This window comes from Aequorivita iocasae (assembly GCF_016757735.1).
GTDB classification, from domain to species: domain Bacteria; phylum Bacteroidota; class Bacteroidia; order Flavobacteriales; family Flavobacteriaceae; genus Aequorivita; species Aequorivita iocasae.
The window spans coordinates 2,466,999-2,493,934 of record NZ_CP068439.1 but is presented as its reverse complement, the minus strand read 5'-3'; the positions used below and the strand labels follow the sequence as shown (position 1 = coordinate 2,493,934).

The 26,936-nt window shown below is 36.5% G+C and carries 21 protein-coding genes; 5 read left to right on the top strand and 16 right to left on the bottom strand.

The window, feature by feature from the left end; translation table 11 throughout:
- Positions 1 to 2 precede the first annotated feature (2 nt).
- The 6 genes from JK629_RS11515 to JK629_RS11490 form a co-directional block, all read right to left on the bottom strand.
- Entirely contained in the window at positions 3 to 1,367 is a 1,365-nt protein-coding gene (locus JK629_RS11515) for an O-antigen polymerase (RefSeq protein WP_202335768.1), read from the bottom strand.
- Between the two features lie 224 nt (positions 1,368 to 1,591).
- Positions 1,592 to 2,491: a glycosyltransferase family 2 protein gene (locus JK629_RS11510; RefSeq protein WP_202335767.1), complete on the bottom strand. Its 900-nt coding sequence runs from the start codon at positions 2,489 to 2,491 to the stop codon at positions 1,592 to 1,594.
- 1 nt (position 2,492) lies between these two features.
- Positions 2,493 to 3,623 carry a polysaccharide pyruvyl transferase family protein gene (locus tag JK629_RS11505; protein WP_202335766.1) on the bottom strand — a complete coding sequence of 377 codons (1,131 nt, stop codon included), beginning with the start codon at positions 3,621 to 3,623 and terminating at the stop codon, positions 2,493 to 2,495.
- Between the two features lie 5 nt (positions 3,624 to 3,628).
- The gene (locus JK629_RS11500; protein WP_202335765.1) at positions 3,629 to 4,786 is read right to left on the bottom strand and encodes a glycoside hydrolase family 88 protein; all 1,158 of its coding nucleotides are present in this window, start codon (positions 4,784 to 4,786) and stop codon (positions 3,629 to 3,631) included.
- Between the two features lie 7 nt (positions 4,787 to 4,793).
- Positions 4,794 to 6,221, bottom strand: a complete 1,428-nt coding sequence (locus tag JK629_RS11495; protein ID WP_202335764.1) for a lipopolysaccharide biosynthesis protein — start codon at positions 6,219 to 6,221, stop codon at positions 4,794 to 4,796.
- Positions 6,222 to 6,647: 426 nt separating this feature from the next.
- On the bottom strand, positions 6,648 to 6,809 hold the full coding sequence (locus JK629_RS11490) for a T9SS type A sorting domain-containing protein (RefSeq protein WP_202335763.1): 162 nt from the start codon (positions 6,807 to 6,809) through the stop codon (positions 6,648 to 6,650).
- Between the two features lie 279 nt (positions 6,810 to 7,088).
- On the opposite strand from JK629_RS11490, the gene JK629_RS15600 reads away from it, so the two are divergent.
- Positions 7,089 to 8,345, top strand: a complete 1,257-nt coding sequence (locus JK629_RS15600; protein ID WP_202335762.1) for a T9SS type A sorting domain-containing protein — start codon at positions 7,089 to 7,091, stop codon at positions 8,343 to 8,345.
- Positions 8,346 to 8,439: 94 nt separating this feature from the next.
- Here JK629_RS15600 and JK629_RS11480 read toward each other — a convergent pair whose 3' ends face one another.
- The 7 genes from JK629_RS11480 to cysQ all read right to left on the bottom strand — a co-directional run bounded on the left by JK629_RS11480 (position 8,440) and on the right by cysQ (position 13,537).
- Positions 8,440 to 9,696 (bottom strand): sulfate adenylyltransferase subunit 1, encoded by a 1,257-nt coding sequence (locus JK629_RS11480; RefSeq protein ID WP_202335761.1) that lies wholly within the window; start codon positions 9,694 to 9,696, stop codon positions 8,440 to 8,442.
- Positions 9,697 to 9,740: 44 nt separating this feature from the next.
- Positions 9,741 to 10,142 (bottom strand): GxxExxY protein, encoded by a 402-nt coding sequence (locus JK629_RS11475; RefSeq protein ID WP_202335760.1) that lies wholly within the window; start codon positions 10,140 to 10,142, stop codon positions 9,741 to 9,743.
- Positions 10,143 to 10,209: 67 nt separating this feature from the next.
- Positions 10,210 to 11,115, bottom strand: a complete 906-nt coding sequence (gene cysD, locus JK629_RS11470; RefSeq protein WP_202335759.1) for a sulfate adenylyltransferase subunit CysD — start codon at positions 11,113 to 11,115, stop codon at positions 10,210 to 10,212.
- Between the two features lie 72 nt (positions 11,116 to 11,187).
- Entirely contained in the window at positions 11,188 to 11,562 is a 375-nt protein-coding gene (locus JK629_RS11465) for a four helix bundle protein (RefSeq protein WP_202335758.1), read from the bottom strand.
- Between the two features lie 168 nt (positions 11,563 to 11,730).
- Positions 11,731 to 12,318, bottom strand: a complete 588-nt coding sequence (gene cysC / locus JK629_RS11460) for an adenylyl-sulfate kinase (RefSeq protein ID WP_202335757.1) — start codon at positions 12,316 to 12,318, stop codon at positions 11,731 to 11,733.
- Positions 12,319 to 12,324: 6 nt separating this feature from the next.
- Complete coding sequence (locus tag JK629_RS11455; protein ID WP_202335756.1) at positions 12,325 to 12,747, bottom strand: DUF2061 domain-containing protein; 423 nt, start codon at positions 12,745 to 12,747, stop codon at positions 12,325 to 12,327.
- Between the two features lies 1 nt (position 12,748).
- Positions 12,749 to 13,537: a 3'(2'),5'-bisphosphate nucleotidase CysQ gene (cysQ, locus tag JK629_RS11450; protein ID WP_202335755.1), complete on the bottom strand. Its 789-nt coding sequence runs from the start codon at positions 13,535 to 13,537 to the stop codon at positions 12,749 to 12,751.
- Positions 13,538 to 13,664: 127 nt separating this feature from the next.
- Here cysQ and JK629_RS11445 point away from each other — a divergent pair, with 127 nt between their 5' ends.
- Both JK629_RS11445 and JK629_RS11440 read left to right on the top strand, forming a co-directional pair.
- Positions 13,665 to 13,823, top strand: coding sequence for a hypothetical protein (locus tag JK629_RS11445; RefSeq protein WP_202335754.1), 159 nt, complete (start codon positions 13,665 to 13,667; stop codon positions 13,821 to 13,823).
- A gap of 259 nt (positions 13,824 to 14,082) precedes the next feature.
- Positions 14,083 to 14,574, top strand: a complete 492-nt coding sequence (locus JK629_RS11440; RefSeq protein WP_202335753.1) for a Dps family protein — start codon at positions 14,083 to 14,085, stop codon at positions 14,572 to 14,574.
- Between the two features lie 74 nt (positions 14,575 to 14,648).
- Here the strand turns inward: JK629_RS11440 and JK629_RS11435 are convergent, their stop codons facing one another.
- Together JK629_RS11435 and JK629_RS11430 are read right to left on the bottom strand one after the other, a co-directional pair.
- Entirely contained in the window at positions 14,649 to 18,362 is a 3,714-nt protein-coding gene (locus JK629_RS11435; RefSeq protein ID WP_202335752.1) for a metallophosphoesterase, read from the bottom strand.
- A gap of 6 nt (positions 18,363 to 18,368) precedes the next feature.
- The gene (locus JK629_RS11430; RefSeq protein WP_202335751.1) at positions 18,369 to 22,046 is read right to left on the bottom strand and encodes a BamA/TamA family outer membrane protein; all 3,678 of its coding nucleotides are present in this window, start codon (positions 22,044 to 22,046) and stop codon (positions 18,369 to 18,371) included.
- A 52-nt stretch (positions 22,047 to 22,098) separates the two neighbouring features.
- On the opposite strand from JK629_RS11430, the gene JK629_RS11425 reads away from it, so the two are divergent.
- Positions 22,099 to 23,283, top strand: coding sequence for a Pycsar system effector family protein (locus JK629_RS11425; RefSeq protein ID WP_202335750.1), 1,185 nt, complete (start codon positions 22,099 to 22,101; stop codon positions 23,281 to 23,283).
- Here JK629_RS11425 and JK629_RS11420 read toward each other — a convergent pair whose 3' ends face one another.
- The gene (locus JK629_RS11420) at positions 23,284 to 25,650 is read right to left on the bottom strand and encodes a GAF domain-containing protein (protein ID WP_202335749.1); all 2,367 of its coding nucleotides are present in this window, start codon (positions 25,648 to 25,650) and stop codon (positions 23,284 to 23,286) included.
- Between the two features lie 135 nt (positions 25,651 to 25,785).
- Here JK629_RS11420 and JK629_RS11415 point away from each other — a divergent pair, with 135 nt between their 5' ends.
- Positions 25,786 to 26,898, top strand: a complete 1,113-nt coding sequence (locus JK629_RS11415; RefSeq protein ID WP_202335748.1) for a TlpA disulfide reductase family protein — start codon at positions 25,786 to 25,788, stop codon at positions 26,896 to 26,898.
- Positions 26,899 to 26,936: the final 38 nt, after the last annotated feature.

Genomic DNA, 26,936 nt, shown 5'->3' with positions numbered 1-26,936 from the left:
ACTCAAGCTTTAGTATACTGTTTTTTATTAAAAAAGTATTGATTAATTAATAATATTGCACAAACCCAAACAACAGTTCTAAACTCGAAAAGAAAAGATGACCTAGAAATGTATATTGCACTACCAATATAAACCATAAAAAAGGAATGTCCCAATAAAGAAGGTAATTGATATGTGTACATTGTAATTTCAGCGAAACGCATATAATATCCGAAAAGAAACATGCCGAAAATTACCCCAATTAATCCAAAATCAAAATAAAAATCTGCTATAACCGAAGTCCCATTTCCATAACTAGGTTTATCCCCTTGAAAAATCCATGTGACAAATGAAGCTGACCCTGCATACTTTTTAGAATCATCTTGAAATATTAGGCTATTAAAAATATTGAAAAAAGGTATTGCTACAGTTATTTGTTGAAATTGAAACCTTCCATACAAAAAGTCGTGCTGTTTAGGAACAAAATCCAAGGCGTGGTGATTAGCTTTAACAGACCCTGCCAATTCCTTGGTTTGTGGTAAAAAAGATTCTTCGATGCTAAAAGGATTCTCTTGAAAAGCTAATTGCAGTTTATCTAAAAAAGATAAATTAGAGTCAAATGTTCTAACAATACCCAATAGTGTAATAAAACTTGCTCCTATTATTACAAAAATGATTCCATATTTTGTTTTTAATTTACGTCTTGTAACAAATAAATACCCAGCCAAAATAATTAAAACAAAGGTAATTAATGGCCCCCTGTCTCCACTGAGTATTACAGTAAAAAGATATAATGTTAAAGACATGTTTGTAATTAGCCCCAAATAGGACAAATAACTTTTAAAACTCAATTTGGTTTTTTTCATCAAGATTAAATTTCTTGATTTTTGTATTACAATTGCTATTATAAAAATTTTTAACAGGAGTGAGATGTACAAAGCATTCTGTCCGATAGTTTCAGTACCATAGCCACCTAAAACATAATTTACATTAATAGTTAAAAAAAACAATATCAGAAATACCAACACTAAAACCTCTAGAAATCTTGTTTTAATAATCTGTTCATTTTTCTTTTGAACAATGTGCTTTTTTCTTTTATTAAAACTTAGATAACCTAAATAAAACATCAAAAGACCAATAATTGATAGGGTAAGAGATTTGATTACAATTTGTGGATTTACAAAAATAAAATCATTGCTGGAAGGAATGTTACCAATCAAATAATCAATATAATACTGGAAATTAACAATTAAAATCCCCAAAACCGCTAGGTTAGAATGCTTAAAGAATTGAGCTTTCAGAAATGGTTCTGTTTCTCTTCTAGTAAAAAACATTGCAGTTACCACAGTTACTAACAGAAGTAGAGTTAATATTACCCCTTTGTCCATTCTTTCATCAGGTACAAAGTAGTAAACACATAAGAATACGGTTAAACCTATAAATATTAGCTTTCTAAGCATCTAATTAATAATAAATCATTTTTCTGAAAAGGATAATAATAAATATATTGCTTTTAGTTAATCCCAACATACTCTTCAATTATAGAATGGTCACTGCCATCCGTTTTTGGCTTAAGAACTTCATAATTTTCAAAACAAATAAATGAGGTTACTCAACAGAGTTTAATTATTATTTTCTTTATAGTTTTATTAAAATTAATAGTGTAAGAAAAAAAATTATACTCAAACTTGTTTAAATAATCTTTATAATCATCTTTTATAAATCCACCAATATATGCGCTTTTTATTAAGGTTCTATTGAAGTTAAAAATGAAATTTTCAAATTTTTTTTTATCACTATCGTCTAGAGAGACGTAGGAATGAAATTCAGATAAGCGTTTATTCATATTTAAAAAGTGAGCTTTTACTGTTTCCGTCTTGTTTTTAGTTAACGATCCACTCACATTTACATCATAAATAGATAATGATTTAGATATATTGTAAGGAGATCGATCTATACAGCATAGTTTATACCACACCTCTCTATCTTCCGAATTATTAAGACCCTCCCTAAAATATAAATCAGGATATATATCAAAGAGTTTTTTCTTTACACAAACTGTACTTGTATGAATTTTTAATCCATTAAGTAAACCGTCAAACACATTGTTAAGAAATCCATTTTTATAATAAATATATTTCCAGCGTTTATTTTTGTTTTTTGAAGTGAAGCCTGAAAACATCCAATGTATTTGAGAATGTTTAATTAATACCTGACAATATTCATCCAAATGCTCCTTCTCCCACAAATCATCCGCATCCAAAAAACAAATCCATTCGTGTTTTGCGTGTTTAATTCCTGTGTTTCTAGCAGCAGAAACACCTTGATTCTCTTGATGGATCAAACGAATTCTATCATCTTTGATTTTCTCAACCACTTCTACACTTTTATCGGTAGAACCATCATTTACAATAACAATTTCAAAATCTTTGTAAGACTGAATTAATATGGACTGTATTGTATTATATATACTTAGTTCTTTATTGTATAATGGAATGATTACTGAAAACATATTATTTTAGATATGTATTTAAAAAGTTTTTCGCTTTCTTTCTTTCCTTTTCAAGCTTATTATTAACTTCAGACCATTTAATTTTTCTTTTTAAAATTTCATTGGCATTTTCAATATTATATTCAATAAGTAACCTATCTTCCAAACCAAACATTTGAAGCAAGGATTCAAAGCGGGAAAGTCCACGCCGTTCATTTCCAATGGCTATAAAAGGTAAGTTATGTAAAATAGAAAATACAGTTCCGTGAAAAGAGTCGGTAATCACAAATTCGGCATCTTGAAACCCTTTAAGCCAAACTAGAGGCGAAGGATAAATAAATTCGTTTACGTTATTAGAAGTTACTCTTGCATTCCTCATGCGTTTATCGGGCATTACTTCAAAGGATTTAAGATTTAGTTTTTCAGTAACATATTCAATTAATTTAGTTTTTTCCACAGACTTATCTAATACATATACTTTTAAATTACCCATACTTTTTGATACATTTTCAGATTCCGTCAATTTTTTATACTCCTCAATATCCAAAAGCATAGTTGGGTCTAAAACATGTATTGCATCACTATTTAGATGATTTTTGCAAAGCTGTACGCCAGAACTTTCTCTTACCGAGACACCCTCAAATTTTTGTATTAAGTCTTTGCAAATTTTCGTCTGTTCATCATTAAATTCCCACTCTGAAGTTCCAAAAGATGCGGCATAGGATATTCTGGTTAAGTTCTGTTTATCTCTCACAAAGTCTAAAAAAAAATTAGTTATTTTTGGAGAATAGTTGGGCCGCCAACATTGATCACTGCCAACTACATAAGTGTTAAAACCCATCTTACTGTGTTCTCTCATTCCTTTATCTGTCGTAATTCTTTGGCTAATATTAGGAATGTACTTTTCTCTAAATGCATTTGTATGTTGAGATATTATAGCCTTTTGTGATTTTGTTGGAATGTTTGGGTTTCTAATCAATGAGTGTTTTATTTTTGAAGCAAATTTTTTAATGTATGAATTATGTCCGCCCCATCTGTTTATAATAAGTACATCTCCATATTGATTTAACGTTTTTGATAATGCATATGCCTGTAATAATCCACCATAATTATCGTGTAATGGTTGTGTTAATATCGCTATCTTTCTTTTCATTTCATTTATTTTGAATTAGCTAATAAAAGAAGTAACATCCCTTGCGACAGTTCGCTTTTTCCATAAGTGTTGGAATAATTATTAACAGCATAGGTATCTCCGGAAGTTTCCAGAATTAAACCGTCTTTTGAAATATAATTTTTCAAAAGTTTAAATATTTCTTGTTTATTTAGAACTGTTGTATTCATAATTGCATTTGAATATAAAATCATTGTAGTTGTCGAAGCATCAAATCTCTCGTAATTTCCAGGAAATTGACTCCATAATTGTTCAGAATTCTTTAAAGATTTTAATGTAGATAATAATCCATTAATTTCAATCTCATATTCCCCAGTTGATAGATAATATTGAGAAAGGGCTATTGCGTACCAGCCAATTCCTCTCCCCCAATTTATCGAACCGACTTTAACTTTTACATCTTTATTAATAGCGTGCGAAGGCATATATGTTTTTGTGTCAATTCCATATTTAATGAAATAGTCCAATTGTTTTTTTACAATAGGAAATTTTTCATTATTCTTATTATATTCATCAAATTTTATAAGAAAAGGAATAATCATCCCTAACATATCATTCAATACGGTATGCTTACCTTTTCTATATGATATTATACCATCTTGCTCTTGATATTCCAGAATAAAATGATAAAGAGTTTTAGAAAATTTTAAATACTTATCTTCTTTAAAATGTTTATATAAGTTTAAAGCTGTTAATCCAAATGGTACTTGATCGATTCGGTAAAATTTAATCTCATTTAAATTATCAAAATCATATAATTTATCAAATGATTTTTTTAGTTCTAACAATTTCTTTTGATTATTATTTTTAATTAAGTATTCTGATAAACCGTAGTATAAATATGCTCTTGGATAATTATGTAATCTAAATTCAGCTGTACTGGTGATATGGTTGCTGGACAAAAGCGTTTGTGTGAAGCCTTTGGGTTCACTCCAAATCATGACTGGATCTTTATCAAGCATATTTATGGACACATCAATTATTTTCTTTTCAATTTCTTTGTTGTATCCATTTATAGTTTCTTCAGGAAAGTATCTGGCCTGAATTTTAGGCCATAAATAATCAAAAGTATCAAACTTAAAATATAGGATATTCAAAATCAATGATAAGCCTAAAACAATATAGACAACTTTCTTTTTTTTCATTTTCCTACTATTTTTTCAACAGTCCTATTATTAAATGTATAACCTGCCTTTCAAATAAGAACAACAAAAGAACATATGTTGCCCCATAAAAAATCGCACCTATTAATAAATTAACAATTAAAATATTAGTTGACATATAAGGAAGGATAAAATAACAAATAACGGTAACAACAAATCCAATACAATACAATAAACTAATATCCTTTAACTGTTCATAAACTTTATAATTAATCAGTCGTCCAGAAACAATCATATTAACCATCACAAACAAATAAGAAACTACTGTTAAAGAAATCACTAAGGGCATAATGCCAAATGGTAGGGCTATAGCAATAGCAGCTACACCAAGAATCTTTTTGATTACTTCAACTTTTAAAAACAAATCGCTCCTTCCCTTTACCTTAAGGATATTAAGATTGTAACCACTAATAGGGCGCACTATAGAAGCAATCGCTAATATTTTAAAATAAGGTACTGCAGGCATCCATTTTTCACCAAATACCAACAAGAATAAATCATCTGCCACAAGAATTAAAATAAACATTACTGGAATGGCTACGCTCAAAACCAGTTTCATCGTTTTCTTGCAAGCATTTTTTAATTCCTTGTCGGTTTCAATTTTAGCAAACATTGGGTATGTAACTTTTCCCAATACACTACCAATTTGGTTTACTGGGAACAATCGCATTGATTCTGCTTGATAGAAAAAGCCAACTTGAGCTGGACTAAAGAATTTCCCAATTACAATATTATAAGCATTATTATATATTCTATCCAGCAATCCCGAGAGTGTCATTTTATAACCAAAATTAAAATGATATTTTAGTTTGCTTTTATCTATAATAAAAGACGGCCTCCAATCGGTCATTAGCCAATACTGCAAACTTAAAGCTGTTACTTGTGCCAAATTCAACCAGACCAAACTCCACACCCCATAGCCCAATAAAGCTAAAGTGACTCCCGTTATGGCTCCAATTACCGTAGATGGAATTTGAAAGGTCATTTGCTTTTTAAAATTCATTTCTTTGGTGAGTTTTGCCACATGAACAGCTGAAAAAGCATTAATCACAAACATTAGAGCAAATACCCTAACTATTTCCGTTAAAATAGCTTGATCATAAAAATCAGCAATTAAGGGAGCACAAGCAAAAACAATTAAATAAACAAAAATACTTACCGATAAATTAGTCATGAAGACTGTAGAGTAATCTTTGTTATCAGAATTTTTAGTTCTTATCAAAGAAGTGGTCATCCCACCATCCATTAGCAATTGTCCAATTGAAATAAAGATGTTAATCATCGCAATTAACCCAAACATTTCTGGCATTAGTAAACGAGCCAAAACAATTTGCATTCCAAAATTGATAATTTGCACAGAAAATTGCTGAGCAAAGGTCCATATTACGCCATTGATTGCTTGTTGTCTTAAGCTCATTTAAAAATAATTAAACTAAACTTCATTATCCCACCTTATATTAGTGTTTCTTAATGACTTTCACATTGTAGTCAATAAAATTTAAAACCAGCGCTATACTCGTCTCAAAAAAATTTAAGCCCGCAAAGATAACCAACCCATCTCGATTAACTGCCAATTAAAATCGATTAAATGTTAATTAAATGGTAGGAAAAATTATGTAGGTATCCTGAAGTCTTAAACTGGAATAAATTATAATACAGCAAAAGCCAAACTAAATATATCGCTTAAAATCAGTAATTTAAAACTTTGATTTTCCAGATTTTCGTATTATCTTAAACTGCGTCGTCTTCCTTTTTGTCTACATTCTCTCGTGCGGCAAAAAAGCAATCTTTAAACCTTTTATAATTTTTTTTAAAATCCTTTGGTCTTTACCGCCATGCCAGTTTAAGTCTCTATTTTTAATAAATAAGCTCCTTTTGGCAAGGGGCTTAAGTCGAGTTGCATCATTGGCTGCTGCGCTTCCATTGTAATGACTTTACCTCCATTTAACATCGTTCTGGATCGCGTTGAGCAAGAATATATTTCTTCCGTGAGTACGTGTGCCATGGGCAAAATATAGAAACTTGTGCCGGCCCGTAACTTATTTGTGGTCAGCATCCACCATATCAACAAAAATTTTATTGTTGGTTATGCAGAATGGGTCAATAAAGCTTCATTCCTATTATATACTGCAAGTTCGCCCCATCATAATAAATCACAAATCCCAAATCACAAATCCCAAATCCCAAATCCCAAATCCCAAATTAACGAATCCAATTTTATCCCTATTTGTAAGAATTTATCTGAATTTTATATAAATTGTTGAATTATTCTAAAACATATACTATGAAAAAGATTTTTACTTTATTTACCATTGCATTTTCCGTCCCATTTGTTTGGGCGCAATCCGGCTCACAAGAATTTACGGCTTCAGGCGATTTCACTGTTCCTCCTGGGGTAACATCCATAACTATTGAAGTAATCGGCGGCGGCGGAGGCGGCGGGACAAACGGATCAGGCGGTGGCGGCGGCGGGGGTTATGCCATGGGTACTTTTACCGTGGTTCCTACTGATGTAATACCAGTTACTATTGGCGCCGGTGGCGAAAGTGGTACAGCTGGGGAAACAACTAGTGTGGGAGCATTTATAGAAGCAACTGGCGGTGAGCCGGGAACATGGGTTGCCAATCCTGATCTTGGTGGTGGCGGTGCCGGTGGTGTTGGCGCCGGAGGTACTGTAAACTACATGGGCGGTACAGGAGGTGGTGGCTATTGGACCTATTTTGGCGGTGGCGGTGGCGGTGCCGCTGGGTCTGATGGCGATGGTGCCACTGGTAGCGATACTATTCCCTGGTCTGGAAATTGCCAAACGCCTGGAGGAAGTGGCGGTGACAGTGGCGGAATTCCCGGTGGCAATGGCGGTAAGGGCGCTGGATTTGTTGATTCTTCTTGCAATGTTACCGACCCTGCTGCCAATGGCAGTGCCTATGGCGGTGGCGGTGGCGGCGGAAATGGAATAGGTAGCGAACCTGGCTCGGGCCATAGCGGCTATGCTTTAATTTCATGGGGAACAGATCCCTGTACCACTCCTACTGACCAAACAGCAATAGATATTCAATTGACTTCCGCTATTTTGGATTGGACCGAAAACGGTACTGCAACTACTTGGAATTTAGAATGGGGCATCGCCGGTTTTACCCAAGGAACAGGAACTACAATAGTAGTGGAGGAAAAACCTTATCTATTGGAAGGTTTAAGTCCAGATACATCTTATGACTATTACGTACAATCCGATTGCGGGGGAACCGGAAGCAGTACCTGGGCTGGGCCGTATACGTTTCAGACCGATGTATTGGGAACGGCGGATTATGCAATTGATGCATTTACATTTCATCCAAATCCTATAAAAGAAGTATTGCAGCTGGCCGCATACAAAGAAATTCAAAATGTGGTTATTTACAATGTAATGGGCCAAGAAGTATTGAAACAGGACATTGGGTCAACAAAGTCACAAGTAAATGTATCTAACTTATCGGCCGGACATTACTTTATGAAGGTAGTATCGGAAGGACAAATGGGAATTTATAAAGTTATTAAGGAGTGAGGCTTAGCTGCTGAATAAATAAGTATGTGAATTTCTGTGTCGTAAGTCATTAATGCTAATGCTTAAAGCCTAATGCTTATAGCTTATAGCCAATTTATACAATCATCCCAGCCGCAACAGTCTCATGGGTTGCATCGTCAATCAGCACAAAACTGCCAGTAATTCGGTTATCGCGGTATTCATCAACCATTAATGGTCTTGTTGTCCGAATGCTGATTCGGGCAATGTCGTTCATTTTTAGTTCCTTGTCCTCTTCTTCGCGAGCGTAAGTGTTTATATCAATTTTATACACCACCTCTTTTATCATCGCTTTTTGTTCGTTGGAAGTATGAACAATAGTATATTTCGCGCGAGGTCTTGCTGGTGAATTGTTAAACCAACACAGCATAGCGTCAAATTCCTGTAATGCTTTTGGTTGATTATTTTCCTTAACAATCATATCGCCACGGCTGATGTCTATGTCGTCTTCCAAGGTGATAGCAACAGACATCGGCGCGAATACCTCTTCCAAAGAACTGTCCATACTGTCTATACTTTTAATTTTGGAAGTAAAGCCGGAAGGCAACACAACTACATCGTCACCAGGCCTAAAGATTCCACTGGCCACACGACCTGCATATCCTCGGTAATCTATAAAACCTTCCCGTTGTGGGCGTAAAACTGTTTGTACCGGAAAACGAGCATCTATTTTATTGATGTCGCTACTTATGTGCATTGTTTCCAAAGTATATAATAAAGGAGCGCCTTGGTACCAATCCATGTTTGTGGAACGGTTTACCACATTATCCCCATTCAAAGCGCTTATAGGAAGAAACTGAATGTCCTTTACATATAATTTTGAGGAAAATTCCTCAAATTGGTTGACGATATTTTCATATACTTCTTCTGAATAATCCACCAAATCCATTTTATTGATACAAACGATAATATGTGGAATCTGCAAGAGGGAAGCGATAAAAGCGTGGCGCTTGGTTTGTTCAATTACTCCGTGACGGGCATCTATCAATATTAAAGCTGCATTTGCCGTTGAAGCCCCTGTAACCATATTCCGTGTATATTGAATGTGCCCCGGTGTATCGGCAATTATGAATTTACGCTTTGGGGTGGTAAAATACCTATAGGCCACATCAATGGTTATGCCCTGCTCCCGCTCGTCGCGAAGTCCATCTGTAAACAAGGCAAGGTCAACACCCTCGTGACCTTTCTTACGGCTGGTATTCTCTATAGCTTCCAGTTGGTCTTCAAATATGGCCTTGCTGTCGTAAAGCAATCTTCCTATTAACGTGCTCTTGCCATCGTCCACACTTCCAGCGGTGGTGAACCTTAGTAATTGGTTTTTGTCTATTTCCATATTATCACTTATTTATCCGAATTTGCACGAATTTATTCGAATTATTACGAATGGTTCGGATTGGGTTTATTTAAAATTCTTTTATAGGTTAGGGATGACTCTCCAAAATTGACGAGTATTCCCAGTTCAAGGTTTGTCGCCTTCAAATAATTTCTCAATTGTTTGGAAAAGGCCATTGGAACTATACTTATTGCCTTAATCTCTACAATAATTTTTTCATAGCATATAAAATCTGCTCTATAGGTTTTACTCAACTTTTCGTCATTATAGAAAATATTTAGCTTAGCTTGCTTATTATAGGGGATGCTCAAATTACGGAACTCTTTTTCCAGCGCTTCTTCATAAACAGCTTCCAAAAAACCAGGGCCTAAATTATTATGTACCTGCATACAAGCGCCGATAATCTTATAACTCTCGTCCTTAAATAATATCTTATTAGTTTCCATCCCCTAAATTTGGATACTTAGTTTAATTTTGGATTAATTCGGAAAAAATTCGTTTATTACGGATTCCTTAGAAATACCCCTGCCGCTTCCTGTCTTCCATAGCCGTTTCGCTACGTTTATCATCACTTCGGTTGCCACGCTCAGTTTGCTTCATTGCTGCAACTTCAACAACAATTTTCTCCAAAGTGTCGGCGTTGCTTTCTATACCGCCAGTAATGGTGATGTCTCCCAAAGTCCTAAATCGGATTTTTTTGGTTTCAATTTTTTCGTGTTCTTCCAACTTTAAAAATTCAGAAACCGGAATCCACGAATCATTTCGCCAAACCACTTCGCGTTGGTGTGCCAAATACAGGGAAGGAATTTTTATATTCTCACGTTTTATATAGTTCCACACATCCATTTCAGTCCAATTGCTTATGGGGAAAGCTCGAAAATGCTCGCCTTCAAAATGTTTTCCGTTAAGTAAATTCCAAAGCTCCGGCCGTTGGTTTTTGGGGTCCCATTGACCGAAATCGTCACGGTGCGAAAAGAAACGTTCCTTGGCACGGGCCTTTTCCTCATCGCGCCTACCACCGCCAATGGCGCAATCTATTTTGTTGCTTTCTATGACATCGAGCAAAGTGGTAATTTGAAGTGCGTTGCGTGTTGCATTTTTTCCCTTTTCCTCGGCAACCCTCCCTGTATCAATCGATTCCTGAACGGAGCCCACTATTAATTGTAGTCCCAATTCCTTTATTAAATCATCTCTAAACTGAATGGTTTCGGGGAAGTTGTGACCAGTATCTACATGCAGCAATGGAAACGGAATCTTGGATGGATAAAATGCTTTTCTTGCCAAATGCGTCACAAGAATGGAGTCCTTTCCGCCTGAAAATAATATAACGGGATTTTGGAATTGTGCCCAAACCTCCCGGAGAATGTAGATGGCTTCAGATTCAAGTTCGTCCAAATAATTTAAATAATATTTACTCATTCGTCTTTTGTTAATTTGTTAATTTGGAATTCGTTAATTTGTCAATTCTAGTTTATCAGTTTGGGAGTTTGTTCATTTTTCATCATTCCTATTTTGAAGATACCTGATATAGCCATTTATCAATTGTATGCATTTTTCAGTTTTTGAACGAATTTCATTTAAAGTTTCCAAGTTTATATAATCACAATCTTTTGCTTCAATGCAATGATCCAAAATTTCAGCCACCGAACCTCTTGAAAAACGTAAAAAATTGATATTCTCTTTGTAATGATACCTCCCCCAGCCTTCCGCTATATTTGCAGTTGAAGAACGTGAAGCACGCAAAATTTGTGAATACAACTCAAATTTTTCAGTTTTTGGCAACTTTTCCGAAATATTAGTTTTCAAATAAGTTTTCAAATCATAACAAGCTTGCCAACAATGCAGCTTTTCAAAATTTTCTGCCATAGACCATCGTTTATAATGCTATCACTCTAATTCAACACAAATTCCCAAATCCCAAATTCCAAAATCCAAATTCCAAAATCCAAATCCCAAATTCCAAATTCCTAATTCCTAATTCCTAATTCCAAATTCCTAATTAACGAATCCCGAATCCCGAATTAACGATTCCCTTTATATTTTTTTTGCAATAAATTTCATAATCATCGCCACCGCTTCTTCTATAGAAATCACAATTGTATTTATTTCCACATCTGGAGCCATGGGGGTTTCATAGGGTGCGTTTACACCAGTAAAATTCTTGATTTCACCAGTCCTCGCTTTTTCATATAATCCTTTTACATCCCTACGTTCACATTCCTCTATCGGGGTGTTCACAAAAACTTCCACGAAATTTTCGTAACCCACAATACGCTTTACATTTTCGCGGTCATCCCTATAGGGTGAAACGAATGATGCCAAAACTACCAAACCTGCATCAATCATTAAATTGGCTACTTCACCAATACGACGTATATTTTCACTTCGGTCTTCTGGGGTAAAGGAAAGATTATTGTTTAATCCCTTGCGCACATTATCGCCATCCAATAAATAGGTGTGAACCCCTTTTTCAAATAAAGCTTTTTCAAGCGCGTTTGCAATTGTTGATTTTCCGGAACCGGAAAGCCCGGTAAACCAAATCAATAAAGGCTTGTGCTTGTTTAAATCACACCGTTGCTGTTGCGTAATACTAAAATTATGTGGAATTATGTTTTCTTCCATAAAAATCTATTTTCTATTTGGCAGCCCATAATTGGTGCGATACCAAACACGTTCGTGAAGATAGTATAAAAACATTTTTGTCAAAAGTTCCGAAAGACCAATCTTAAGTCCTGTTAATGGGTTGCCTGTGATTAACCAAGAAAGCAACATCGTATCCAGCGTGCCAACCCCTCGCCACGTAAAGGTTTTTAAAGCATGGCGCTTGCGACTTTCGCGGATAATGCCTTTTTCTGAAAGGTTAATGTTAAACCAAACCCGTTCGTGGAGATAGTAGAGTATCATTTTGGTTATCACTTCCGCAAACCCAATTTTAAGCCCCGTCAGCGGATTTCCGGTAATGAGCCAAGACAAAAATATGGTGTCCAGCGTACCAACCATACGCCATGTGATGGTTTTGGCTATGTGCCTTTTTCGGGATTGATCTTTCATGCTATGCTTTTACCAAAAAATAATTGTTGAGCAAATTGGGTTTATTGTACTTCATGGGTTTTTGGGTAGATTGGTCAATCACTGATACTCCCACAGCATTGCAGATTGCTTGTCCCGCGGCCGTATCCCATTCCATGGTTGGGGCAAACCGGGGATAAAGCTGCGCAAGCCCTTCAGCTACCAAACAGAATTTCAGGGAGCTTCCCTTGGAAACTATTTCAACTTTATTTTCTTTTTCTATTGTCGCTATGTAATTTTTAGTTTCTTCATTTAGATGCGAACGGCTGCCTACAATTTTAACTTCGGAAGAGGCTATGCTTGAACGGATGGTTTTGGCATTTTTAAAAATTTCATCAATCGAATCTTCTTCTGAAACAACAGTTATTTTTTTTGAAGCCTTCCCATCCGCAGAAGTAAAATACAATTCTTTTGAAACGGGAACGTAAATTACCCCAAGTACGGGATTACCGTTTTCAACCAAAGCAATGTTTACGGTGAATTCACCATTTCGCTTTATAAATTCCTTGGTGCCGTCTAATGGATCTACAATCCAGCAACGGTTCCATTCTTTCCTTTCGGAATAATCCAACTGCCTATTTTCTTCGCTTATAATGGGTATTTGGGTATGCTTTAAAAAGCTGTTTATTACTTCATTTGCATTTTTATCGGCCTGGGTTAGCGGGGAATCATCGCTTTTGTGTTCCACATCAAAGTTAGTGTTATAGACTTTTAGGATTTCGATACCAGCCTTTAAAGCGGCTTTTATCGCAACAGCTAATAGTGATTGCATATTTAGTTTTTTTGGGCTAGAAAGGTACAATTTTGAATTTAATGAGGTTGTTTGGAAGGATTGAAATACTTATAAAATACTTGCTGCCACCGCAAAATCTTTTGTATTTTTAAAGAAAAATATACTCATGGGAAATACAACTGACGGATTCGGAAAAAAGCGTGACCACAACCAATATGGAGAGGTGGAAAAGGATAAGGACGACATTAAAAAAGATACCAAATTGCCAAAACCGCCTAACCGAGCCGAGAAGGGTAATACTGAAAATAAAAAGTCTTCAAAATAACCGTCACTTTTAAAGTGGTCAACCTATATCAGGGACGTACACGACCCACGACTCACGTCTCACCTCTCACGACCCACGACCCACCACTCACGCCTCACGACCCACGCCTCACAACTCACGACCCACGACTCACGACTCACGACTAAAACAAGATGTGACTAGACACTTATATGAGTTAAAAAAAGGCTAAACTATTTCTTAAAATTGATTGCTATTCTAAGGTTAATTATCTTTGAGGGGAACCTTAAAAAACAATATAATGAGCTACTTAAACCTCGATAAAAAGAAAACTACCGCAACTGCCAAAGAACTAAATGTACTACTCGCAGATTACCATTTGTACTACCAAAAACTCAGAAATTTTCACTGGAATGTAATTGGGCATAATTTCTTTGATCTTCACATCAAGTTTGAAGAAATGTACGACGATGCAAAGTTGAAAATTGATGAAATTGCAGAAAGAATATTGACACTACGTTTTCAACCTACCAGCAACTTTACCGACTATTTGAAAATGAGTAACATTAAAGAATCTCCTTCTGACACAAAAGATATAAAGATGGTTGAAATACTTCTGGATGATCACGGAAAATTACTAAAGCAAATGCGTACCGTTGTTGAAAAAGCTGATGCCGCTGGCGATGAAGGTACTATTGATTTGATTGGTGGCTTTATAGGCCACATTGAAAAAGTAAGTTGGATGCTAGACGCTTGGACAATGAAAACTGGCGAAACCCACCCAGGAGCATAAACTAATCATAAAACTAAGTGTGGGAAACATAGAAAGATTCATCTGTGTTTCCCACATTTTTTTTAATATGGTTTCTAAAAATCAAAGCCGAGCCCAAAAGTAAGTCGGGTGCCTTCCGTAGAATTAAATAGACTGAGGTTTGCATTCAAACCACCGGAACCGTTAATCCAAAAGCCACCGCCTCGCGAATTGTGCCATTTTTCTGAATCGGTATCGGGCAGCCAAACCCTTCCTAGGTCTGCACCGCCATATATTCCAATTTGAAAAGGCAATAGCCCAATTTTAAATTTCGGAAAACTATACCGCAAATCTGCGCTCCCTACCAAAAATGACTTGCCGGTAAAACGATGTTCTCTATAACCCCGTAAGCCATTGTCGCCCCCCAAACTTGCAGCTTGATAGAATAAATAATTTTCTCCAATGTTTATTTGATAATTTACATTGGTTTTAAGCACTAAGGTTCTTTTTTTTACCAAGGTATTGTAAAAGCCTAAACGTGTTTTTAAAAAGCCAAATACATCGTCCATATCTTCCAAATTATCGGTAACACCCACGTTAAGGTCAAACATCATCCCTATGGTTGGATTGAGTGGATCATCAAAACTGCGGTAATTATAGATTCCTTCCACCGTTCCGAAATAGCTTGTCTCTCCTTTATTTTGAACTGTTGCTTCGGAAATAAAATTGGTGGGGGAATTGCCTACTTCATAAGCATCAAAAGTAGTTTGCAGCTTGAAGAAGCTACCAAAATTACTATTGCGAAGTAAACCCACATTGGCAGATATTTGCTGTACTTCTATTCTATTGTAATCATACCCTTTATCATCTTGTAAATTTTCAGTCTCGTTTCCAAAGCCGAAGAAATTCATTCTATAATTGGGGCTTGTATACCGGGCGCCAAAGCTAAGGTTTAAATCGTCCTTAATATTTGCAAATTCTCCAGAATAAGATATTTCATAACTGTTTATATCGGTAAAGTAAGCTGCATTAATTATATGTTTTTGTGAAAAGGGATTCCGTTGAAAATTATCGACCCTGTACGCATACTGTAGGGCTGCTCGAAATCCGTCATCGGGATTGTACCCAATTGCTGAAACCAACCCCTGTGAACGATCTATCTGTTTGCGATAATTGTAGGTATTTAAATTATACACATCAGTAAAACGAAGACTTCCGCCATTTTTTTCTTCAATGGTATTAGGCATACTTTCAGAATCGTAAACTTTTAACCTTCTACCTTGTTTTAAACTAAAAATGTCTTCATCCCTTCCGCCAATTAACCTTAGAAAAATTAAATCATCATCCTCTCCATCGACAATAAATTTATCATTGCCGTTGAGGCCGTATATCCATATTTCTTTAGTATCATTTCTTGAAAATGTTCTATCAATTAAAGTATCTGATTTTATACCGTTAATTGTAGTAAAACTTCTCACATTTGTTCTGCCATCAGCAAGTCTTGTAACTTCAAATAAATCGTCATAATCTGTCCCAACAATGGTCTGTAAGGTGGAGAGATAGGTATAATACTTATCGGCAATGGCAACCAGATTTTGTTTGCGTTCCTTTAATTTTTGTTTTATATCTTCCAAAGATTCATTCTGTACCTCTGGCGGAATATTATTGAAAGCTTTCTCAATGATAGCATCGGTTATGCTGTCTTGAATTGATTTGGCCAAATATTTCCATTGTTCGCGACCCGAATTTTTTAATAGTGCCCGGTCCAGAATTACCCCTTCTTTATTAAACCAAACCAGATCACTCAAATTTCCGCCATATACATGGGTTTGCAGCGACCCATTAAAAATTGAGCGGGTATAATCAAAAATATTTCCTTCAAAACTGGAAAATGCGTTGTCCCGGTTGTTAGGTATGGGAACGTAAACATTTTTTTTATATCGGTTGTAGAATTCTGCCCATTGCCAGTGGTTTGGCTCACGGTCCCAATCGCCAATTAGCATATCAAACAATCGGGATTTTATATAATTTTCCTCATCAACTTGAACGTTTCCTGTCTTTCGAAGTTTGATCAGTATATCATCGGTTGTTTCTACATCATCGGGATACTTAAAGAGTCCTTCCCCTTCAATTTTTTCGGAAGGTTCAATAGAAATTAGGTACAGATCATTTCCGAAGCTATCGTTGTAACCCTCCAAACTTTTTTGCTTGGGAACGTAATACAATTGAGGGGTTGTATAAAAAATATTTATGGCCCGCGCCATATCCGGAATTGCCATGATAGCATATGGATGCGAAGCGGTATAAAAATTTGTATTTTGTCCTTTTACGGAAGGGGCATCAGACTTTTCAGTATCTGTAGGTTTGTCTTCAGTATCTTCAAAAATGAGTTTTCTTGAAACCTGCAAGGCGTTTTTGCCCATTGCGCGCATGCGATATTGGTTGCCATTTTTGTCTTCCATTAAAAGTGAATTGTAATCCATTCCCTTATTTTCCTGAATCACTTTTAAACCTCCATACAAAGTATCTAAAGAAGCAACTTGAGCGGTAACTGGCGTTGAGTATGCTTCTTTGTATTTTGCGCCCCAAACCGTTTTAAAAAATAATGCATCATTAATACTGTCTTGCTTATAGATGGGGACTGTATATTGTTGCGGAAATATCTCTGGTAATTCAGAAATATCTTTTTTTACCGGAGCGGGAACAACTTCTTTTTGGAAGATCATTTTCGGCTGAAAGTTTTCACCTTTTACAAAATAACGCACCCAAGAGGAACCATCTTCAAACACATCCAGCACGGCAAAACCTTGCATGCCAGTGCTAAAGAAACCATCTTTCCCTAGGGCTGCATATGATTCTTTTGCGCCACCCCCAGAAACAATCTGTTTTAAACCATCTTTTTCTATATACTGTAAATTATGGTCGTGGCCCGATACAAAAACCAATCGCTGATTATTTTTTACCAGTTCCTGAAGCCTGTTCATTAAGCTATTATAAAGTTCATTGTACCTATCCTGAACCGAAACCCCTCCCTGAGAACGTACCTGCACTACCAAAGAGGAAAGAAGGGGCATAGGGATTTTTTTTTGAAAAGGATATAAATGTTTTTCGAGCGCAAAATAACCACCGTGATTGCCATTGGTAAACATCGGGTGGTGCATGGCGAAGACAATTGTTTTATTTTGGTTTTTTTCTAATTCCAAGGCTAGCTCAATAAAAAACTTTTCACGGGTTTTTATGTCGCAGTTTTCATTGATGGTGGGGTGTGCGTTCCAATCTTCCAGATACCATTGCGTATCTATAATGAGCAACTGAATGTTTTTAGAAACCGCTACACTTTCCAACGGACACCCATTGCTGGGCCTAAAGGCATCCTGTTCCGGAAATAGTGCTTCCACATAGTTTTCTTCACGGGCAACACCCATTACTCCATTATTGTACCACTCGTGATTACCGGGAATAAATATGGTTTGCCCTTTGAAATCGCTAACTGCTTTGTATTGGGCGTCAATCATATTTTCTGATTCCTCGCGCCTTGGGTGTCCTTCAGGAAACATTCCTATGGGATAAATATTATCCCCCAAGTAAATGGTATAGTTGCCTTCCGTTTTTTCTTTTTTAAGATAATTATTGAAGGTAGCCAGCGCATCACTCATTCCGCCCATTGGTGAAAGGCCGGCATCGCCAACCAAGTAAAAAGTTTTTTCTATTTTTTTTTGGGAAGGATATAATGGTGCTGCATCCTTATCCTTAAACTGCGGTGCATACGTAGCACAGGAGGAAATGAAAAACACCGTAAAAAATAAAAAATAGAACTTTTTAAAAATCATAAATTGTTACATTGAAAAAGCAATACCGAAGGTAAAGCGCAATCCTTCCTCACCTGCAAAAAGATTGAAAGTACCACTTAAGAGGTCAGCGGTATTAACCCAAAAGCCTCCACCATAGGAGCTATGCAATACCTCTGAGGTATCATTGGGCACCCAAACCCTTCCCACATCATAACCTCCAAAGACTCCAATCTGAATGGGCAAAAGTGCAGTCTTGAATTTATTGAAACTATATCTAAGGTCTGCTCCTGCCACCGCGGCACTTCGTCCTGTAAAACGTTCATTTCGATATGCCCTCAGCCCCATATCACTTCCTAATTGGGCACCTTGATAGAACTCAAAGTTGTTGCCAATATTGAAGTGTCCGCGCACGTCTGTTTTTAGTACCAGTTTTCTGTTGCGCGTCAAGGCATTGTAAAACACTATTTGTGGTTTTACATAACCAAATATTTTTTCGCTATCATCAATATTTTGGGTTCCTCCGGCCACTAAGGAAAAATTCATTCCGCGGGTGGGATTTACCCTATTGTCATAACTTTCGTATTGATAACTTCCTTCTGCGGAAACGAAATACTTGGTTTCGTCAAGTTCGGTGGGAGGGGGAACAACTTCTGTTATATACCTATCATTGGTGCCTTCTACTTCAATACCTTCAAATAGGGCCTTGAATTGAAATGTACTTCCGTAAGGGGAATTTTTGGTTACACCAATAGAACCTCCATAGCCACCAATGCGAACACGATTGTAATCCATACCAAGATCAAATTCATAATTAGGGTTTATGGTTTCATTTCCAAAGCCGAAAAAGTTTTCGGAAAAATTGGGGTTTTTAAAGTAACCTCCCACTAAAAAATTCCAACTTCCGAAGATGTTTGCAAACTCGCCTTCGTAATTGATATTAAAGCTATTTGTGGCAAAATAATAACCTGCACTTATGCGGTGCTGTTGTGAGAAGGGATTTCTTTGGAATCCGTTAAAGGTTAACACATATGATGGGCCAATTTTAAAACCATCGTCAGGATTGTACCCTACCGTGGGAAGAAAAAGGCTAATGCTTTGCTTTTGCTTTTTGTAGTTGTAGGTATTATAATCATAATTATCCGTAAACTTAAAGGTTGCGCCACCTTTTTCTTCTATTGTATTTTTCTTGCTTTTCTGGTCGTAAATTTTCACTTTTCGGCCATTGGCGATTTTATAGGTGTCATTATTTTGCCCTCCTATGATTCTTAAAAAGATAGGGCGATCGCCTTTTCCCTTTATTTCAAAAACATCATCATCATCCAGTCCATATACCCAAATCGAATTGGTTTCGTCTGCATCAAAAGTTCTATCAACCATTAAACCATCCTTTTTTCCGTCTTTAATACGGTAAGTCTTGATATTGGTTTTTCCCTCTGGCAGACGGGTTATCTCAAAATAATCATCCTTATCGGTTCCTGTAATTGTTTGCAGCTTTGCAAGATATTCATAATACTCTTCCGCAATTTCAACTAGACTGTTGCGTCTTCCTTTCAGTTTTTTTATTATTTGGGAAGCAGTTTCATCCTGTACTTCTTTTGGAAGATCTTTAAATGCCGCCTCAATTACTTCATCTGTAATACTTTGCTGCACTATAGCTGCTTCTTCAAGCCACGCTTGCCTTCCATTGTTTTGAATTAAGGCATGGTCAAGTTTTATTCCGGCAGCATTGAACCATTTAGGATGTTTCAACTCCTCGCCGTAAACCTGAAATTGGCGTGAGGTATTAAAAACAGTCCGTGCCAAATCAAACAGCCCACCGTCAAAATAGGAATAGACTTGATCGCGATCGCGAGGAATGGGTTCAAAAGTCACCGTGCCGTCTTCATTGTCGTGTTGTGTAAACCGCCACTGATCGTTATGACGATCCCAATCACCCACCAGCATGTCAAAAACCCGTGCACGTATGTAAGCTTTTTCGTTTAGTTTGTATTTTTCATCCTCGCGCAGTTTTGCCAATAAATCGTCGGTACTTTCCATATCATCTGGAAAATTGAAAATGGGTCCGGTGAAAGTTTCATCGGGTCTTTCCACGATCATATAAAGGGCGTCGCCATATTCGGCATTGAAATTTCCTAGAGCCTTTTGCTTGGGAACATAAAAAAGCTTTGGTTTGGTATGCAATATATTTGCGGCTTCAGCCAGCTTAGGTATCGTAAAGGCTCCATAAGGATGTGCAGCCGTATAGAAATCGAGAATTAAGTCTTCAGGAATGGTATTTAAAAAATCATTTTCTATTTCCTTATCCTTAATAATAACTGTTTGTAGAAATTGTACGGCGCTCTTTTTCAAAGCTCTCATGTTATAGGTTCTGCCATCTTTATCTTCCAAACGCAAAGAACGGGTTTGGTGCCCTCCCCCGGCACGGATTACCTTTAGGCCACCGTACAGCGTATCGAGCAGCACAGTTTTAGCAGTTACTTCTGTTCCGTATAATTCCCGGTAGTGTTCGCCCCACAAAGCTTTGTAAAAACCAGTTTTATCTACCATTTCATCTGTATATACCTGTGATTTTACAGTTGGGGGGAAGTTTTCGTGCAGGGTTGAAAAATCGTACATTTCAATCGGCGGAAAGATTTCCTTTTGAAACATCATTTCATAATTACCATTGTCTTCAGATTTAAAAAATTCCACTTGTGAAGCCCCGTCTTTCCCCACCTCTAGCTTTGCGAAACCTTCGTGTCCATATACAAATTGTCCATACTGACCAAGGGCGGCGGCAGTAGCGCCAGAACCGGCACCAGATACAATTTGTTTTACCGTGCCGTCATCATTGTATTGTAGCGACTCATCATGACCCGAAACAAATACAAGACGATCCAAATCTTTGGTGAGCACTTTCAGACGGCTCATCAAAGCGTTATATCGCTTATTATATCGGTCTTGCTTAGAGATTGCGCCTTGGATTTTCACCTGTTTGATCAAGGTGCTGAAAAAGTCTTTGTGGATTGCGGGATATTTACCACCGTGCTCGCCATAGGTAATCATAGGGTGGTACATTGCAAAAACAATTGTTTTTGTAGCGTTCTTCTTTAATTCGCCTTCTATTTCAATAAACAATTTTTCGCGGGTTTTGATATCACACTTATCGTTCATTTTAGAATTATTGTCCCAATCTTCCAGAAACCATTGTGTATCCAGGGCAATAAGATGTACATTTTCATTAATATCAATACTTTCCAAGGGGCAACCGTTATTGGGCTGCAACACGTCGGCATCGTTAAAACGTGCTTTTAAAAAATCTTCTTCCAGCTCTAGGCCGTCCACCCCCGACTTCCAGTCACGATTTCCGGGAAGCACAATTACCTTTCCCTTAAAGCCTTTCAGCGCGTCAATCTGCAATTGCATGGAATTTTCGGCTTGCCTTTTTGCTTCTTCATCCTTCGGTGGCATTCCTGAGGGATAGAAACTATTTCCCAAAAACAAGACATAGCTGTCTTCCGTATTGTTTTCGGCAATATGTTTTTTCAGGGATTGAAGTGATTTTGAAAGCTCGTTCCCAGAATTTCCGGCATTCCCGATAAGGTAAAAGGTTTTATCTACCTTATCTTCCGAAAGATTTGGGGATGGATTGTTTGTTGAGTTTCTAAATTGTGGTTCGTAGGTTGCACAAGCAGAAAGGAGCGCGGTGGCAACAAAAGTTATAAAGATGTTAATTTTAATCATATATATTTCCGTGCGTTGATTTTTTGTTACTTTGGATACCTAAATGTTTCTTATGAGCAATATTGTTGAAGCCGCAGATAATTTTATCTTCAAACTATTTAAAGACAAGCTTCCGAGTACTTATGTTTATCATAATTATACCCACTCAAAACGTGTTTATAAAAGTATAAATGAAATTATTGAAAACTCCCAAATTGATGTTAAAGATGCTACAATACTGCGATTGGCGGCTTTGCTTCATGACACGGGATATATTGTGGGGCGCGAAAACCACGAAGAGGAAAGTGTGAAAATCGCAAAAAAATTTCTTAAGGAAAACGACGTTGAGGATGCTATAATTGAAGGGGTTGAAAAGTGCATATTAGCCACCAAGTTTAAAGATACCGTTCCAAATGATGATCTTGAAAAAGCAATCCGCGATGCGGATTCTTCACATTTTGGCAAAGACTATTTTGAGGAAGCCAGCGAATTTTTAAGACAAGAATATCTATTTCAAAATATTCACAATTATACGTCCAAGGAATGGTTGGATGAGAATATTAAAGTGTTGGTAGAAGACCATCAATTCTATACCGAATATGCTTTAAAAAAGTGGCAGCCCGTTAAGGAAGAAAACCTCGCAGACCTTCTGAAAGACCGGAAAAAACAAAAAGCTAAAATTCAGAAAGAACGTGTTAAGGCAAAGCTGAAGGCAAAATACAAAAATGATAGCCCTGAACGCGGCATTCAGACTTTTTACAGAACTTCCCTCAGAAACCATATGAAATTGAGCGATATTGCAGATACCAAGGCAAATATTATGCTTTCGGTAAATGCGATTATTATTTCATTGGTGCTTTCAAATCTCATTTCAAAATTAGACAACAACAATTACTTAATAATCCCTACTGCTATTTTTATTCTTTTTAGCGCCATTACAATGATTTTAGCGGTAATTGCAACCCGACCCAACGTGACGCGAGGGGAATTTACAAAAGAAGACGTGGCCAATAAAAGTGTAAACCTTACCTTTTTTGGAAATTTCCACAAAATGGAGCTAGACCAATACGAATGGGCAATTGAAGAACTTTTGAAAGACAGAAACTACGTATATAAATCACTTACAAAAGATTTATATTTCTTAGGAAAGGTTCTTGACAGAAAATACAGAATTTTAAGACTTACCTATACTATTTTTGTGGCAGGAACCATCATTTCCTTGATTGCCTTTGCGGTTTTCTTTTATTTGGAAATGTAACTATTCTTCAATGTGTGATATGAGATCCTCGTAGGTATAATATTCCTTGATCTTATCATTGTTTTTGCTGTAAAGTACTTTTACGCGTAAAGCTTTCAAGCCCGTTACGCCCTGTAGATCTTCAAGTTCCAATATCTCAATTTGCTCATCGAGCATCTTTTGATTTTGCAGAAAGTAAATGTATTTTAGATATTCTTCTTCATCTTCTTTTTGGGAATAGATTATAGCTATTTTACCGGGTTGGGTGACGCGCTCTTCCGTGCCCTTTATATTTGCCTTATCGACCCGCTTTTTAACTACTTCATAGCGCGCGTTGTAGGTGCCATCTACATCAAAACGTTTTTCATCCATACGGAAACGCAATGACAAAGACCCGTTGAAAACTAGAATCATGGACGCTACATCTAAACTAATGGGCAAGGAATCCTTGAAGCGATAAAAACTGTTCTCCATCTCGCAAGTAACCTGTAACTGCCATAGTTTTAGGTTTTTCAGATATATTTTATTGAAAGATTTTTCCTTGGTAATAGCTTCCCCTATATATAAGTTATGCTCTACCCCATCAGTTTTAAACCGCTCAAAATAATGTGGATACATTCTTTGGGCTTCTTGTTGCTTCTTGTCCAAAAGCGCTGCGAGCCTTTTATTGGTTTGCATTACAGATTCATCATAATCCTTTCGGAATTTATACACAAACCCCGTATTCATATCAATCATCTTATAATATTCGTCTACCCAAGCTCTGTGCGTGTCATTTCTTTGTCTGATGTGCTTGAATAGCGGAATGATCTCAGAAGATATAAAATTCATGATCTTCCGTTCGGTATCTACTTGCAGGTTCTCTTTGATTTCTTGTGAAAAACTTGCTATGGCGAACTTCATCTGTTCAAAAATAGGCAGGGAACTTTGATTTGATAATTTTCTTAAAAGCTCATCAATATAGGTCAGTTGAAGGATCAAATCCTGCTTGGTTGCTTCATTTCTTGCTTCGGATGAACCTTTGATATCGGTTTGTCCATATAACGGATAGATGTCTTCAAAAATAATTTCCCTGAAAAAAGTGGGACTGCCTTCATTGATTGAGTGTAAATATCTACTTGCCTCTTGTCGGAATTTCCAGTGCACGCTACTGTGAATTGCCGTACATTCCTCCTGGATTATGAGTTCCAATTCATTATCAAGATTTTCTTTGGAACGCACTACAGAGTCAATTAAGAAAGGCATGATATCACGCAGTTTATTTGCGTTTATCGTATTTAATTCGTTCGCGTTGGGTGAAACAAGTTCCAAAACGCCCAAAATCTTATCGTCGGAAACAATGGAAGCGAATATGGCGCTTTTCATCCCCTGATCTAGCATCTTTTTATAAAGCAGATTTTCAGGATACATTGCATGGTAGCGCTCAGCGTCAGTTACGCAATAAAACTCTTTTTGTTTGAAAAGCTTGTAATAAGAAGCACTGCAGAGTGCATCTTTGCTTAGCTGTGATTTTTTATTATTAAGAATAAAACTGGGAATCTCTTTAAATAAAATTCTTTCAAAAGTTTCTGATTCCTCGTTGTAATCAGTAAAGCCTATCATCAAATCCTTCAAGTCGAAGATAGAACGAAAAATACGGCTGAATTCTGTATTCTCAAATCCTCCGTTTTTTTCCAAACGCAAAAGGTTTGACTTAAAGTCGGAAATTGAAACACTTAATGATACATCGGTCAGCGTAGCAATGACAAAGCCATTGAAAATCCAACTTTTAGGCGGAAACTTTTCTTTCCACACAGAAATATCCTCAAAGCTTTCCAAAAGCTCATTAATATCTTCTTCCGTAATTTCTTTTGCCTGCTCGGTTTTCTTAATTTCCACAAAATCTGCATTATATAGCAATCTATAATGCTTCATCATTCCCCTTTCATCGGGAATGTTATAATAATAAGAGCGCCTGAAATCAACCTTTTTACCATAATAAGTACTCAGTATAATACTGCATCCCATAATGTAAAATTGGTCTTCATCAAAATTGATGATATCCAGAGAAAAATCCGGCCCCGCAGCTGCAATGATATTTTTATAACGCTGACTGCTCTTAAAGGCTACATCCTGAAATGGAATGGTAGCAAATTTTATTTCATTGCTTCCCAAAACCGACGGAAACAACGGGTTTAAAATAGTATCTATTTGTTCTTTATATTTAGGAAGCAACTTAAAATCACATATTCCAGAGGATAATTTTGGGAACTTTTCTTCTATTGAAAGAATGGATTCAGCAAGTTTTTTTTCGGCATCAGTTTGGGGCGTACTTTCCCTATAGGCATCAAAAACCTTTTTAAAACCTATTTTTATTTTTAGCGGGAAATCCCTATTTACAGTATTCATTAAAAGTTATTTATGGGATAAAAATACGGCTTCTAAATGCGCAAATATGTTAATAAATAATAAAAAATTAGCACATTTCACACAATCAAAGAATAAACAGCTATTTTTGCCCAAATCTTAAAAAAAGACGTATTTATGAGACTTATTATTGCTACACTACTTGCACTTTCTATAATATCCTGCAATAAAGATACCAATACCTATAAACTGGAAGGAGAAGCTGTAGGCTTTCCTGAAGGAGCTAAAATATATGTGTATGGATTGGAAAACAAACAACCCAAGGCCATAGATACATTAACGGTTACTGAGGGTAAATTTTCAGCCAGCTACCCAAAGACTGAAGGCGCAACCTTAAATTTCTTAAGATTCGATGATATTAATGGCTCCGTGCTATATTTTCCAGAAAATGAAGATATGGTTGCAACCATCTATGCAGATAGTCTGCAGGCCTCACGTATTAAAGGAGGTAAACAAAATGAATCTTATGGAAATTTTGTGGACAGGATGATTGTTTTCAATAACCAAAAGCAAGAAAGCATGAATCGTTTCCGTGAAGCCAGACAGAATAATGACACTGCTGCAATTACAAAACTCCAGAGTGAAAACCTTAATTTGGTTGGTGAGGAAACCGAATATAAAAAGCAATATTTAAAAGATAATAACAACTCCCTTTTTTCTATAATGCTCATATCAGAAATGGTAAATAAGAAGGAGATCACACCCCAAGAAGCCTCGCAGTATATTGAAAACCTAAACGATAAAATTAAATCTTCTGAACTTACAGAAGATTTAAAAGCCAGTCTTGAAGCCCTAAAAAAAGCTGAAGTGGGCAGTCCAGCACCAGACTTCAGTGCACCTACACCAAGTGGTGAAATGATGTCTTTAAAAGATGCCATGGGAAAATACACTATAATTGATTTTTGGGCATCGTGGTGTAAACCATGCCGTCTTGAAAATCCTAATGTTGTAAAGGTGTATAACAAATACCACGATAAAGGCCTAAATATTATAAGTGTTTCCTTAGACAAAGCTGAACAGAAAGACAGATGGATTCAAGCCATAAAAGATGACAATATGGATTGGTACCATGTTTCCAACCTACAGTTTTGGCAGGATCCAATTGCCCAACAATACAGTGTCCGATCCATACCCGCAACCTTTTTGCTGGATGAAAACGGAGTTATTATTGACAAAGATCTTCGCGGTGAAGCTTTGGAAGCAAAAATGGCTACCCTTTTTGAGGAATAGCAATTAAAATTTAAAAAAATAAAAAGCCTCGCTTCCTA